Origin of the sequence: Bifidobacterium vespertilionis, assembly GCF_008698145.1 — a bacterium.
GTDB lineage: Bacteria > Actinomycetota > Actinomycetes > Actinomycetales > Bifidobacteriaceae > Bifidobacterium > Bifidobacterium vespertilionis.
Map to the genome: position 1 here is coordinate 1 of NZ_RZNZ01000022.1, position 15,471 is coordinate 15,471.

At 64.2% G+C, this 15,471-nt stretch carries 5 protein-coding genes; all 5 read right to left on the minus strand.

Annotated features, from left to right (window positions below; all coding sequences use genetic code 11):
* The coding region (locus tag EMO90_RS11430; RefSeq protein WP_150395003.1) for an immunoglobulin-like domain-containing protein at positions 1 to 6,785 on the minus strand (6,785 nt) is incomplete at its 3' end.
* Positions 6,786 to 7,727: 942 nt separating this feature from the next.
* Entirely contained in the window at positions 7,728 to 8,879 is a 1,152-nt protein-coding gene (locus EMO90_RS11435) for a glycoside hydrolase family 88 protein (RefSeq protein ID WP_150354861.1), read from the minus strand.
* Positions 8,880 to 8,998: 119 nt separating this feature from the next.
* Complete coding sequence (locus EMO90_RS11440; RefSeq protein ID WP_150354862.1) at positions 8,999 to 10,693, minus strand: MFS transporter; 1,695 nt, start codon at positions 10,691 to 10,693, stop codon at positions 8,999 to 9,001.
* 187 nt (positions 10,694 to 10,880) lie between these two features.
* Positions 10,881 to 12,440, minus strand: a complete 1,560-nt coding sequence (locus tag EMO90_RS11445; protein ID WP_150354863.1) for an MFS transporter — start codon at positions 12,438 to 12,440, stop codon at positions 10,881 to 10,883.
* 201 nt (positions 12,441 to 12,641) lie between these two features.
* A complete protein-coding gene (gene gtfA, locus EMO90_RS11450; RefSeq protein WP_150354864.1) occupies positions 12,642 to 14,165 on the minus strand; it encodes a sucrose phosphorylase in 1,524 nt (507 codons plus the stop codon).
* Positions 14,166 to 15,471 lie beyond the last annotated feature (1,306 nt).

Here is a 15,471-nt window from a genome sequence, read left to right on the forward strand (position 1 = left end):
GACTGCGTGGCGTCAGCCTTCGCCAGCACCGTCTTCGCGGCCTCGAGCGCGGCCTCGAACGGCTTCCACGAGACGCCCGTGTAATCCGTCGCCGTCAGCTTCGAATACTCGTCCACCAGCGCCTGCAAAGCGGTCTTGTTGACGACCGGCTCGCCCTTGGCGGGCTCCAGGCCCTTCCACGCGTCGGACAGCGCCTGACGGGCGGCGTCAACACGCTCCTGGGTGGCGGACGGGTCCTTCCACACGGCCAGCGCGGCATCCTTCGCGTCCAGCAGCGCCTTCCACGAGCCGGCCGTCCAGTCGGACTCGGCCAGCGAGCCCTCCGCGATGCGGTCGTCGATCTCCTGGATCAGCGCGGCCAGCCTGGACTTGTCCACCACCGGCTTGTCGGCCCTCACCAGGCCCTTCCACGCGCCCACCAGAGCCTCGCGGGCCTGGTCGACCTGCTCCTGGGTGGCGGACGGGTCGCGGTACACGTCGTAGGCATGCGCCAACGCGTCCTCGAGCGCCTTCCAGGAATCAGCCGTCCAGTCGGAGGCGGCCAGCTGGCCCGCGTCGATCAGATCCTGGATCTCCTGGATCTGCGCGGCCAGCAGGTGCTTGCGGACCGGCTGGGGCTTGGCGGCCGGGGTCAGCTTGGCCTGCGCGTCGGTCAGGTCCCTGAGCGCCTGGTCGACCTGGGCCTGGGTGAACGAGGACGGGTCCAGCAGGATCGTCTTCGCGCCCGACAGGGCCTTCTCGAACGCCAGCCACGCCTCATCGGCCACCCAGTCATCCGGATCCACCTGATCGGCCTTCGCGACCGCGTCCGTCAGCGCGGACGTGTCCGGCACCGACGGCTTGTCCGCCTTCACCAGAGCGTCGCGCACCTCGACCAGCTGCCAGAGCGCCTGGTCGACCTCGTCCTGGGACTGGGCGTTGCCCAACGCGTCCCGGGCCATGGCCAGCGCGGACGCGAACTTCGCCCACGACTCCGCCGTGTAGTCGGACTCCTTGAGCTCGCCCGCGGCATCGACCGCGGCCTGAAGATCGGACTTGTCCACGGACGGCTTGTCGGCCTTCACCAGAGCGTCCTGAGCCTTCTTCAACTCCGCGACCGCGGCGTCCACGTCATGCTGGGAAGCCAGCGGATCGCCGAGGAATCCCTTGGCGAACTCCAGCTTCTCGGCGAACACGGACCACGACTCCGGCGTGTAGTCGGACTCGACCAGCTTGCCAGCCTCGTCGACCGCGGCCTTCAGGGCCGTCAGGTCCTGGGCCTTGACCGTGACCTTGCGCTTGGCGGTGGCCGTGTTGCCGGCCGCATCCGCAACCGTGTAGGTCAGCTCAACGTCACCAGCCTTGAACGTATCCACGGACTCGGGCGACACGGTGACGGACTTGGTCACGTCGCCGTCCACGTCATCGGACGCGGTCACCCCGGCCAGAGGATCGAAGTCCCCGCCGAACGCGACCGACGCATCCTCCACACCAGTGAACACCGGAGCGGTCTTGTCCACGGCAGGCGCATCCTTCTGCTTGGCAACGGCCACCCAGCTGATGACCGGCTTCTGGGCATCGCCCACCTTGGAGACCACGTACTTGACGGTCTGATCGGTCGGAACGGTGAACGTCACGGTACCAGTCAGGTTCGGATTGTCCTTGCCGAGCTTGACGTTCTCGCCGGCCGCCAGCGTGGAACCATCGGCGGCGATCACGGCCTGCGCGGACTCACGATTGTTCTGACCCCACCACTCACGGAATCCGGCATCCAGCGTGTACGTACCGGCCTTGAGCGGCAGGTAGTAGACGATGTCGTCGTCATCCGAGTAGAGACCGGTGGACTGCTTATCGTTGATGTCGGTTCCGGCCTTGACCCTCATGGCATTGGCGTCATAGCCCCACTTGGAGCCATCAGAGGTCTGATCGACCTTGTCGTTGGCGAGATCGGCGACCGCGTTCCTGACGGCGGTGTACTCCGGGGAGTCCGTGCCGTCCGTACCGGAATCGATGAAGTAGGTCAGTCCCTCGGGGATCACCTCGACGGTGGCCTTGACGGCCTGCTGCGCTTCTCCCTCGCCCGTCGTGCCAGTGACCGCAACGGTCTGATATGCCGAAGCGCCCTTGAACGCGGCGACCGAATCCTCGGACCAAGCCACGGTCTTGCCCGCGACTTCCGTCGGCAGATCCTTGCCGGAGACGGCGGCGAACACACCCAGATCGGTCGTCTCGACGGGCTTTTCGGCCTTGCCGGAGACGGCGAGCCAAGAGATCACCGGATCCGCGCTCACACCGTCAACCTTGAGGGTTACGGTCTGAGCGGTCGTCAGAGTGAAGATACCGGAGGACGTCACATTGGGCGCCTGTCCGGACAGATCGGCGTTGCCGTTGGACAGTTCCTTGCCATCAGCGCCAAGCACGTACACCTTCATGCTGCGAGAGACGCCCCACCACTCGTGGAAGCCCGCGGTCAGCGTGTAGGTGCCCGCTTCAAGCGGCAGATAGTAGATCGTCGACTTGCCTTTGCCAGCCCACAGGCCGGTGGAGAACTTATCGTTGATGTCACCGGAGCCATAGACGGACTGGCCATCCTTGTTGTAACCCCAAGTCGTGCCATCGGATTCTTGATCCACCTTGTTGTTGAGCAGCGTGGGCACGGCGGCCTTCACGGCGGCGTATTCCGGGGAATCCTTGCCACCGGTACCGGAATCGATGAAGTACTGCAGGCTCTCAGGCAGGGCTTCAAGCTCGGCGGTGAACGCCTTGTTCGCAGTGGTCTTGCCGGAAACGGTCACCTTGGTGTAGTCAGTGGCACCCGCAATCTTGCCGGCGACATCGGCATCCCAGGAGGCTACGTTAACGGTCATGCCGCCGACAGTGATGGTCTTGGGCAGTTCCGTCCCCTTGACCGCAGCACCGGCGAAACCATAATCGAGGCTCTCGGCCACGGCCACCCAGCTGATGACGGGCTTCTGGGCATCGCCAACCTTGGAGACCACGTACTTGACGGTCTGATCGGTCGGAACAGTGAACGTCACCGTACCAGTCAGGTTCGGATTGTCCTTGCCAAGCTTGACGTTCTCGCCAGTCGCCAGCGTGGAACCATCGGCGGCGATCACGGCCTGCGCGGACTCACGATTGTTCTGGCCCCACCACTCACGGAAGCCGGCGGTGAGCTTGTACACACCTGCCTTGAGAGGCAGGTAGTAGGTCACATCGTCATCATCGGAGTATAGGCCGGTCGCCTGCTTGTCGTTGATGTCCACATTGCCCTTGACCTTCATGGCATTGGCGTCATAGCCCCACTTGGAGCCATCGGACGTCTGGTCCACCTTGTCGTTGAGCAATGCCGCGCCGAGCAGGTTCTTCACGGCCGTGTACTCCGGGGAGTCCGTGCCGTTGGTGCCGGAATCGATGAAGTAGACGACGTTGGCGGGCAACGCCTCCACCTCGATGGTGAACCGGTACTTGAAGCCATCGGCCTGCTTGTCGGTGGTGACGCCGGAAAGTGTCACCTTCGTGTAGTCGGCGGCAGCAGCCAGCTTGGAAGCCGCATCCTCGTCCCACGTCACCGCGGTCTCGGAACCCTTGACGGTGAGCTTGGCCGGAAGCGTGGAGGCATCGGTCTTGGTCGCGGCAACACCAGCGAAGCCAAGGTTAATCACCTCATCGGAGATGGATCCGTCCACCAGCGCCTTGCGGGCTGCGGCAAGACGGGCGATGATCGCCTGCGCGCCTTCGACATCCAGACCATAGCCAGCCGGATCGGCGAGCGCGGCTTTGGCCTCCGCCAGGTTGGCCGCGAACACGGCCCACGTGGCGGCGTTCCAATCCTCGGCCTTGAGATCCGCATAGGAATCGACCGCAGTCCTGAGTGCCGTGGTGTCCACCTTGTTGGAATCGGCTGTGGCCTTGACCACGCCCACGGCATCGATGGAGATCGCATTATCGTCGGCGGTCTCGAACGTCACCGTATGCTGGCCGTTCTTGAGGCCACGCAACAGGAAGGTAGTCGGCTTGCCGCTGTCGGAGACGATGGTCGCGGCGTTCGCGGCGATCTTCACACCGTCCACGGTCACGTTGAGCTTGGCCTTGCCATTGTTCCCGCCGAGCAGGTCAATGCCCGTGCCGCTGAACGTGTAAGTCAGGGTCGCGCCCTTGGCGGTGGAGTTGGAAACGGAACGCTTGTAGACATACATGCCCTGGCCGTTGAGGTGCTGCCACTTTTCGTTGTAGGCGAGCAGTGCCGTGGAGTTGTCCTCCCAGCTGCGCTGGTGCATGTTGTCGATCATGTCCGTGAAGTACGGCGTGGCACCGTCAATCAACTTCACCTTCAGGTTGTCGAACTGGACAAAATTGAAGGAGGATCCGAGCTGGACACGGCCGTTGGCCTGCGGTTGAGCATCGGTGTAGGTGGCCACCTCGTCGCCGTTGATGTACGCGGTGTAGACGTCACCGAGCACCTTGACGGCAATGTTGTTCCACTGGTTTGCGCCGGTCTTGAAGTTGTCGGTCTTCTTGCCGGACTTCAGCACCGTGCCGAATCGCATGAGATCCCATGAACCATCAGGCCTGACGCGCAGCTGTGCGGGCGAGTCATCCTTGCCCGTGCTACTGTTGCCCCACTGGCGGGCGCCGACGGTTGCATAGCCGGCGTTGGCTTCGAACAGCACGTCAGTGGATACCTCGTAGTTGGCCCAACGGTAGTCACCGATCGTGGTGACCGGTTCGCTGTAGTTCCACGCGCCACCATTGAACGAGCCGTTATACATGCCCGGACCCACCTGTTGACGCATTACGTGGTTGCCATCGGACTGCTTGACCACTTCGAAAGCGCCGTTGGTGTCGTTGGTGTAGCGCGGGGTCGCGCCCGTATCGCCGCCGCGGGACTTGAGGTAATCCTCGGTGACGTCCTTGCCGGTCTTAGGATCGTAGGACGTGACCGTCTTGCCGGTGTACTCGAAGTCGTCCGCGTACAGCAGACCGTTACCCGTGTCTCCGTTCTTATCGCCGGAATCGTCGGTGTCGAGCACGGCGAAATCGTTGCCCTCCGCATACTCCTTGTTGGAAGGCAGCTGACTTCCCTTGCCATCGCGAGCGGTCAGGGCACCGCCCTTGTTCTCGGCGTTGTCCAGCGTGGTGGCGGTCACGATGCTCCACGGCTTGACTTGGAACTCGTAGTATCCGTCGGCGCCAGGCTGGAGTTCGGTGAACGGCTTGACGTAGTTGGCGTTGTAGGCCTGGCCGTTGTCCGCGGCACGGGTCTCCCACAGCTCCATGGTCGTATCGGTGCCGAGGTTGAGATCCTGGGCCTTGATGCGGTACGTCTTGACGTACTGGGAGTCGTTGACGATTACCGTGGAGAAGTCGGACTTGTCCGGGGCGGCCAGCGTCATGTAGCTGGTCGCACCACCACGAGAGCTGTTCGCACCGTTGCCGCGTCCCGGCGGGTTGCCGTCGGTGATGTCGCTGCGGGATGCCTGCGGGACGCCACGCCAGATGTCCGCGTTGTTGTTGGCGGTGTCGTAGCCCGTCTTCGCGAAGCGGGAAACCTGCTCGAGCACTGCGAGTGCGCCATCCCAAGTGATCGCGCCGCTCCACGGATCATGCATGGTGATGACTTCCTTGGAGGAATACTGGAAACCATCGTAGAACGCGGAGATGGCCGGCTGATATACGAAGTTGGTGCGGCGGGAGCTGGTGAAGCCCTTCACATAGGTGTTGGCCATCTCCAAGGCGGAGTTGATGCCACCGATGCCGGTGCCGGACGTGCCATTGTTCTGGCCATTGTTGGTGCCATTGCCTTCACCGGAACCGAGGTTCATGGTGTTGTTCGGACGATCGGCCGTCACGGAGAAGGAGGCCTGCGCCTCGGAATTCCAAATCTCCTTGTCGTACTGGTCGGCCAGAGTCTTGAAGTTGTTGCCCTGATCGGCGGTGTTGTAGTGGTAGCCGGCGATGTCGACCGCAGCCAGCAGATCCTTATCCTTGAGCATGTCGTCACCGAAGGAACCGGTGCCCACCTCGTCGGAGATGATGGTGCGGATCTTGTGGAAGAGCTCCTTTTCGGTGGTGCTCTTGAACCCGGCGTTCGGATCATCCTCGCTGGTTCCAATGAAGCCCGCATCATCCGTCTTCACGCGATTGGCAAAGTCCTTGGTCCACGCAAGATTGGGGCCGGATTCGTTGATGTGCGGGTTGACGGAGTCTACCATGTAGCCATACTGGCGATAGACGGCAAGAATCGTATTCTTGTACCAGTGGTACACATCGTCGTTGCTCTTGACCCAGGCGGGCGCGCGCCAGCGCAAAATACTCACCTTGACATTCGGGTTGACTTTCAGAGCATCGGCGGCCAACTGGAAACCGGGCTCGTGTGCCACATTCGGGTACTCGTCCGCGGAACGCATGGTAGCGGCGTTCGGGCCGGTGGACGTGTTCTGGTCGTTGCCCATCTCGATCTTGACGGTGTTCATGATCGGGTTGTCCCCGCCGAACAGCACGTTGATCATCTGCCAATAGGCTTCCGGATTCTGGGCCTTGTAGTCCATCAGCAGAGAACTGGTGGAGTTGGCGCTCAGCACGCCGAAGCCTTTGAAGCTCAAGCCATTGGGCTTGTCCTTGGCTGCATCTACGTCAGCGCCATTGACCACGACCTCGACCGGATCGGTCGGAGCCGCATAGGCCGCGGTGCCCGAAACCACGAAAGGTGCGAACATAGCCATGGCCGCAACCGCCACGGTCGCCTTCTTGACGAATCCACCTCCCCCGCTGTTTCGGCGGAAGAAACTCTTCCCTTGTTCCATATGCTCCTACTTCCTATTTCCATCACTACCTTGTGCCGCCTCGCCCCAGTCGACGTACGCCCCTACGCGCCCCAGCAGCTGTTACGATGCGGATCGGCCGGCACCCCAACCTTGGGAAAACCTGCCGATATGCACAGAATAGACCATGAACGATGTTGAGCGCAAATGATCAGAAACGATCATGCAGGGATGAAAACGTTGGCAGATGATGGATTGTGCGCATTGGGAATACATGAAACGACCCAGAAAAGGTAGCGAGGGCGTTCCGCAGCGAAGGGTCCCTACACCTCCCCCACCAACGAATGAACCAATGGGAAATGACGAAGGATCCTTCGCTTCGCTCAGGATGATGTTGATGTACTCGAGTGAGGCGCGCCACAGGGAGCGACTTGCGTCACGCGGTGCGGCCGGGTCCGGTGACGCCATCCGCGCCGTGTGACGGCCAGTTCGCGCCCCGTGACGGTCGGCCCGCTCCCCGTGACGCCAAGCCCCGCAAACTGGGCAGATCCGGACGCATTTTTCGCAAACTGGGCAGATCCGCACATTTGCAGCCCGATTTAGGCCTCCAGATGAACCGATCTGCCCAGTTTGCAAAACAAACGTCCCGATCTGCCCAGTTTGGCGCGATCTCGCGTCTTCCAACGTCATCCCGAGCAGGCCACCTCGGTCATCCTGAGCGCAGCGAAGGATCCTTAACCTTGCGTGTCAATGACCAATGCGAAATGACGAAGGATCCTTCGACTCCGCTACGCTCCGCTCAGGATGACGGAAGGACCATCGCGCTCCGCTCAGGATGGGAAGGACCATCGCGCTCGCTCAGGATGACAGCGCTCAACCGAACGACGGCATACCGGCAAAGCCGGTGGTGACAATGGGTGCACATCGTGGGCACATTGTGCACCCATTGTCACCAGCCCCGCGAACGCACTATGCCCCGGCGCGTCACCACATATCCACCGCGCGGCCCTGCAGGCGCAGCACGGATTCGAGGAAGAAGTAGTCGGCGTAGACGATCGGCACGTGGATGCGGCCGTCGTGGTACTTGTCCGAGCACAGCTGGACCAGACCGTCGCGAGCGGGATCGAAGTCGCAGGCCTTGTCCGCCACGGCCCTGAGGATCAGCATCGCCCACTGGCGGTAGAACGCGCGCTCGGCCTCGGGCACCAGCTCGGCCAGTTCGATCAGACCGTCGGCGGCCACGCAGGAGGCGATCGCGTCGAACACCTTCGGCTCGGCGGGCTGACGGAAGTCCACCAGCGCGATGCCGCCGGTCAGCGCGACCTGCGAGCAGAAGTAGTGCGCGATGCGCTTGGCGGCATCCAGATACCGCTCGTCGCCGGTGTGGCGGTAGGCGCGCGCGAAGCCGAAGATGCCCCACGCCTGCCCGCGGCTCCAGCTGGAACCGGCCTCATAGCCCTGGCCGGCCGGAGCCTCCTCGAACTCGCCGGTGGCCGGATCGAAGCACACGATGTGGTTGCACGACCCATCGGCGCGCACCACGTTCTTCAGCATCGTGTCCGCATGCAGACGAGCCACCTCGGCGAAGCGCGGGTCGCCGGTCTCATCGGTGGCCCAGAACAGCAGCGGCACGTTCATCATCGAGTCGACGATCGCCCAGCCCTCGCGGCCCATCTCGTTCCAGGCGCGGATGAACCGCCCGATCGGGTTGAACCGGCCGGCGAGCACGGTAGCCACATGCAAGCCGCGCGTGCGGGAGGCCTCGTTGCGGGTGAGCTTCCAATCGGCCACGGCGGACAGCAGCCACAGGAAGCCGACGTCGTGGTCCAGCTTCTCGTACGCGGAGATCACGCCGTCCAGCGTGGTCTCCTCGATGGTACGCGCGGTGGCCATGTAGCCGGGATCTCCGGTGGCATGGAACATCTGCCACAGGATGCCCGGCCAGAACCCATTGGTCCACCAGCTGGGGAACGTTTCGGCCAGATTCTCCTCGTACCTGCCGTCGACGGCGATGTACGGGATTTTGGCGCCCTCGCGGTCTCGCTCGGCGGCGAACTTGGCCTCCAGCTTGGCGGCGGTCACAGCCGCCCACTGGGCGTCTTCGGGGGTGAGCTGATCACAGATCGCACTGCTCATGGGAACCCTTTCCTTGGGTGCCGCCCGGGTCTCGCGGCAACGTCGCGCGGCCCGGGACGGCGCTTATCTCCTTACCCGCAGTTTAGGCGCACGGCATGATCGTCCGCTGCGACCATTCGCTACCGGTCGGCGATCACACCCCGGACGCTGGCCACGAATCCGGCGGCCGCCGCTGCCATCACGATCGACCCGGCGAACAGCCACGCCCAGCCGCCCACGGTGGTCGCGATGCCGGTCACGACGGCGGCCAGAACCACACCCAGCGTGGAGGCGAGGTTCAGCGTGCCCAGCGCGTGGCCGGCATCGCGCGGATCGGTCAGCACGGCCGTGGCGAGTTCCTGGCCCACCGCGTTGAACAGGCCGAATCCGAATCCGGAAAAGGCGGAGAACAGCAGCAGACCGAGCGCGGTGGCCGGCATGAGGATCGGCATCAGCGCGCCCAGCGCCACGCATCCGGCGGCGGCGAGCGACGGGCCCCACGCGCCGAAGCGGTCGGAGATGGGGCCGGACAGCCACGCGGCGAGCAGCGAGACGATCATCGCGATAAGGCCCATCCATGCCACGAGCATCGCGGAGGGCACGGATGCCGGCATGCTGGTGAACACGCCCGAAAGGCTGAACATCGCGTACACGCCGTACTTGACCAGGTAGAACGCGACCATCGTGATGCTGGCCACCGAGGCCATCATGAACATGCGGGACCAGAACACGCGGCGGAAGCCCGGGGCCATCTGCCCCAGACGCAGGGAGGCGAAGGCGTCGTCCATGGTGTTGCCGGGCAGGCGCATCTCCAGACTGGACTTCTCTCGCGGCCAGACCGCCACGGTCACAATGCCGGCGAGCGCCAGCACGGCCGCGCCCCACGTGAAGCCCTTGGGCAGATTGGCGACGAACAGGGCGCCCGCGAAGCCGCCGAGCATCTGGCCCACGGCAAGGGCGGTGCCGTACCAGGCGTCGGCGCTGGGACGGAACTTGTCCGGCATGCGATCGGACATGGCGCTCACCAGCGGGCCGAGCATAAGGCCGTAGCACAGCTGGGCCACCAGCCAGACGATCATCACGAAGTGCGAGGCAAGGTGGATCGCGTCGCCGCCCAGCGCGCTCATCCACCACATCACCAGACCGGTGAGCAGACCGCCCGCGATGATCCAGATGGTGCGGCGGCCAAAGCGGGAGCGGGTGTCGTCCGAGGCGGCGGCGAAGAAGTTCTGCGAGAAGAAGGCCACGATCGCCCCCAGCGCATTGAGCAGACACAGGACCGCGAAGGCCGGCAGGCCGCCGTTCATGCGGGCGAGCAGTTCGGGCAGGAAGATGCCGGTGGCGGCGGCCCACGGCACGGAGCACATCAGCGCGGCCACCACGAAGCCGATCTTGAGGCGCAGGACGTCCGCCTTGTCGGGGCGGGTGCCGTCGGCGGCGACCATGGGGTCGCGCATGTCCATGTAGGCGGATTCGGGGTCCGGGACGGCGGCGTCGATGGTGGCCGCGGCCACGGCGGGCGTGCCCTCGGTGGCCATGCGCGTGGCCTGCAGATCGGCCTGGGACAGCGAGGTCTCGTTCTTCTGCTGCGGCATGCGGACGGCCAAGCGGGCGATGGCGGCCTTGTCCTCGGCGGACAGGACCTTGTCCGGATCGGGGCGGTCGTCGATGCCGGGACGGATGTACACGTCGCCGGGCATGACGAACTTGCGCGGCTGCGGGGCGGGCGTCTGTGCGGGTTGCTTCGGCTCGGCGGGCTGTTCGGCGGGTCGCCCAGCCGGCGTCTGAGACGATTCATCGGGCTGTTCGGCCGGCTTCGGAGATTCCTCGGTCATGATGGTTCCTCTCTATGATTCCTCTTCCAGCCCCGAGCCTAGGAGCCGATTCAGACAGCGCCCCGATCGCCCCGATCACCCCGCTCGCCCCGGCGCACGCAAAAGGCCCCGGCCGATGGAAGGGAAACCATCGGCCGGGGCCTCGGGACGGGAAACCAAGGAGTGCGTGAGCTTACTCACGCAAGCATTACTTCACGTTCTTGATGCGCATGATCAGGAACGCGGCCACGAGCACCAGAACAATGGCGACCGGGAAGATCCACATGTAGTTCTGGCCGGAGATCACCACCACGATGGAGCCAAGCAACGATCCGAGGACCGTGCACAGCGTGTTCGCCAGATTCAGGATGCCCAGATCCTTGCCGGCCTCGTCCGGGTTGGGCAGGACGGAGACGTTAAGGGCCTGGTCGATCGCGTTGTATACGCCGTAGCCGAAGCCGGCGATCGCGGCGAACAGGTACATGCCCATGGCGCTCGGGATGAGCCACGGCATGAGCACGCCCACCGCATACAGGCAGCTGGCGATGGCGACCGGCACCTTGCGCATGCCGATCTTGTCCGTCAGCGGGCCGGCGATCAGGGCGGCGATCAGCGAGACGACCAGGGTGATCGTGGCCATGATGGCGATGATGTTCGCGGCCTCGTCGGCCAGCGCCTGCTCCTTGAGCCCGGAATCGGCCAGCGTGTAGTACTTGACGATGTACAGCTGGTACATGACGATCATGTTGTAGCCGGCCATCATCATGGTGCGGCCGAACAGGGCGTAGTAGAAGTCCGGGGCGTTGCGCGGCGGGCGGAAGCTCATGAGCAGCATCTTGGCGCTGAACGGCTCGCGCGGCAGATCCCTGCTGGACTTCTCGCGCGGCCAGACCACCACGGTCACCAGACCGATGCAACCGAAGATGATGGCGGCCATCATGAAGCCGGTGGACAGGCCGGCGGCCTTGATGACCTGCGCGCCCACCAGGGAGCCGAGGGTCTGGCCACAGGCGATGCCGGCGCCGTAGAAGCCGGAGACCGTGCCGCGGACCTTGTCCGGCACGCGGTCGGACATGGTGGCGACGAACGGGGCGAGCATCACGTTGTAGCCCAGCTGCATGCCGCACCAGGCCACCATGATCACGGCGTGCGAGTGCGTGGCGCCCAGCAGCAGCGCGCACAGGCCGGTGACCACGCCGCCGGCGATGATCCACGGGGTGCGGCGGCCGAAGCGGGAGCGGGTCAGGTCGGAGAACGTGCCGAAGATCACGTTGGCGAGCAGGGCCACCACGGAGCCGACCGCGTTCAGGGAGCCGATCATGGCGTCGCGCGAGGACGGGTCGATCTGGTCGAGCAGCTCGGGCAGGATCAGCGAGCTCAGGGCCACCCACGAGATGGCGCAGGCCACGGCGGACAGCGTGAAGCCGACGCCCAGTCGGACGATCTCCGCCTTGGTGGGACGGTGGCCGTCCGCGGAGACCATCGGGTCGCGCATGTCGTTGAACGCGGAATTCAGGTCCGGGGCGGCGGCGTCCACGGATGCGACGGCGGTGGCGAGATTGGCCGCGCTGGCCTGCGCGGTGGCCACGTTGGCCTCGGTGGAGCTGCCCTCGATGTTCTTGGTGTCGCTCGGCTGCATGGCCAGACGTTCCACGGCGGCCTTCTGCTCGGGGGTGAGCGCCTTATTGAGATCCGGTCGGTCGTCGATGCCGGGGCGTACGAACTTGTCCCCGGGCAGACCCTGACCGGGCTTGTTCTCTTCAGTCATTGGGGTTCCTTCTCTTGTGTTGACTGCATTGTCGGTTCCGGGCGGTGCGGGCTGCCGCGGGCATCCCCGGTCCGCCGCCCCGGCCGCTGTGGCGCGGGTCGGGGCGACGGTACAGGTTTGTGGCGGCGCGATGGCCGCCGGATGCGATCGGGCTTGATCGGACTTGGCCGGATCTGGCCGGGCGATCGTGCCCGATCGGGCTCAGGCCGCGACCGGGGGCTCGGCCAGCAGATCGCGCGTCTCGTGGCTGCCGGCGGCGTCGGTCCAAGCCAAGGCGGCGACGGGGGCGGTGTTGTCCGCACCCATGCCGGCCGACGGCTCGAACGTGAGCTCGGCGGCGGTGCCGGAGTCTGCGTTGTTCCAGCGCAGGACGATCGCCTTGCCGTCGTCCTTGAGCTCGTAGGAGAACTCGCCGTCGAAGGCGTCCAGATCGTTGCGGAACTTCGCGAGGGCGCTCAGGGCCTTGACGACCGGGCGGGCCAGATTCTCGTCGATCTCCGCGGTGGAGTAGTAGTGGCGGTTGATGTCGCGGCCGTTGTTGGTGCGGCGCAGCAGCTCCATGTCGTTGGAGCCGGCGAGCGCGCCCACGTAGTAGACCTGCGGGACGCCGGGCAGGAAGAACTGCACGGCGCGGGCGGCCAGATAGTGCTGGTCGTTGCAGCCGAGGGCCGAGTAGTACGTGGAGTTGACCTGGTAGAGGTCCAGGTTGCTCGCCGCGGCACCCGTGGCGGCCTTGGACTCGCCATGGGTGTTCGCGTGGATCGTCTCGACCAGGCGGTCCACGTCCTCGTCGGGGATGAGGCCCTTGAGGCTGCGGTCCAGCTGGTCGGAGCCGATGTCGATCACGCCGATGCCATCGTGCGTGTCCAGCACGGTGACGGCGTTGTTCGGGCGGATGCGGGTCCACTCGGCGAGCGGCTTGACGTCGCCGGAGAAGATGGAGTGCAGCAGCAGCGGCGGCAGCGCGAAGTCGTAGACGCGATCGACCTTGGAGGCGATCTCGACCTGCTTCTTGTAGTAGGAATGCACCTCGATCAGGATCTCCAGGCCGCGCTTGACGCCCTCCTCGCGCAGGCGGGAGATGAGGTTGAAGGTCTTGGGAGTCATGAAGCAGCTGGTGCCGGCCTCCTTGGCGCCATAGCCCACCGCGTCGAGGCGGATGTAGCTCACGTGGCTGGCGGCCATCTGGTCGAAGATGGACATGAGGTATTCCCAGCCCTTGTCCGAGTCGGTGTCGATGTCCACCTGCTGCGGGGTGAAGCTCACCCACACCAGACGGGTCTTGCCGGCGAACTTGTAGTGGGTGAAGGGCAGACCCGGGCGCGGGCGGTAGATGCCGGCCAGATCCTCCTCGGTGGCTCCGTTCGGGAAGACGGAGCTCATGGTGAGGAACATCGGGTAGTACTCGGATTCCTCGCCCTTGGCCAGAACGTCCTGGAACTGCTTGGATTCCCAGCTCATGTGGTTGACGATCGCGTCGACCATGATGTTGTGGGTGCGGCTCAGTTCGGCCACGTCGTCCCACGAGCCGAGGCGGGAATCGACCTGGGTGTGGTCGATCGGGTCGAAGCCGGCATCGGCGCCGTCGAACGGGGTGAAGAAGGGCAGGATGTGGACACCGTCGTACACGCCGTCGAAGCGGGTGCGCAGGATGTCCGTCATCGACTTCAGGGTGCCGTCGCCCAGACGGTCCGCGTAGGTGATGAGCTGGACCTTGTTCTTCATGGCATCTCCTCCATTGGTGATGGGTTTGGTGGATGGTTGTTTGGAAGTCTTGAGTTGTTGGCCTTGGCGGCCTTTGGCCCGATCCGACGCGCCCAGGCGTGCGATGCGTGCGGACAATCGTATCAAACCGGTTCGATGACAGGGGCAGGCAATCGTCCGAAGCTTTCTGCGGCTTCGGTTTTGGGTACTGCTTGTGACTGACACACCCTTGTGTATCGAACCGGTTCGATAATACCGCGGACACGCCGATCAGAGCAAATCGTGGCGCCCGGGCGTGTCGCGGATCGGGGCTGTGCGGGGGCCGCTGACGCCCCTGTCCGCGGAACGCGAATTTCGTCGACCATGACGTGCACGCCCCTGGCGGGCGCCCCTCTGTCCGCCCTCTGTCAACGGAACTCGAATTTCTTCCCAGGACCGGCTTGATTTCAACGGTCGAATCGGGAAATTCGAGTTCCGCGGACGACCGCGAACACCCGCGGATGATGGAAAGCGCGGGGCTGATGCGGGCCAGCCCCATGCCGGCCCCATGCGGCACTTAAGACATCGAATCCGATCATTCTGCGGCCGATCGTACGCAGGATGAGCAAATCCATTGCGGTAGGGACCTAATTCATGGCGCAGCACATCGGATTCGCTCACTCTGAGATTGGGCAGACACAGAATGAGCAAATCGGATACGGCACAAGCATCATTCATGGCGCAGCACATCCGATTTACTCATTCTGAGTCCGATCGTACGCAGGATGAGCAAATCGGATGCGGCAGAGGGACGATCGACGTCTCCGCGACCGGATATGCACCCAGATCTGCGACCGGATTGACCCAGCCTATATCGCAAACTGGGCAAATCCGGACGCTGAATTCGCAAACTGGGCAGATCCGGACGCTGAATTCGCAAACTGGGCAGATCCGGACGCTGAATTCGCAAACTGGGCAGATCCGGTCATTTGGAGCCCAAAATCGACCTCCAGAAGGACGGATCTGCCCAGTTTGCACAGCGGAGATCCCGATCTGCCCAGTTGGCGTCGGAAACCGGGCACAAACTGGGCACACTGGAATCGTCCTTCCCCCAAACTGGGCAGAACAGGACCGGACCGAACGGAACCGGGCAGAACAGAACCAGGCCAAACGGAACCGGACCGAACAGGACCGGGCCAAACAGAACCAGGCCAAACAGAACCAGGCCAAACGGAACCGGACCGAACAGGACCGGGCCAAACAGGACCGGGCCGACCGGGACGACCGGGCAGAACAGGACACCAACGCGAAAACGGCCCGAGCACGACTCCCGAGGCCGAGGCCATCG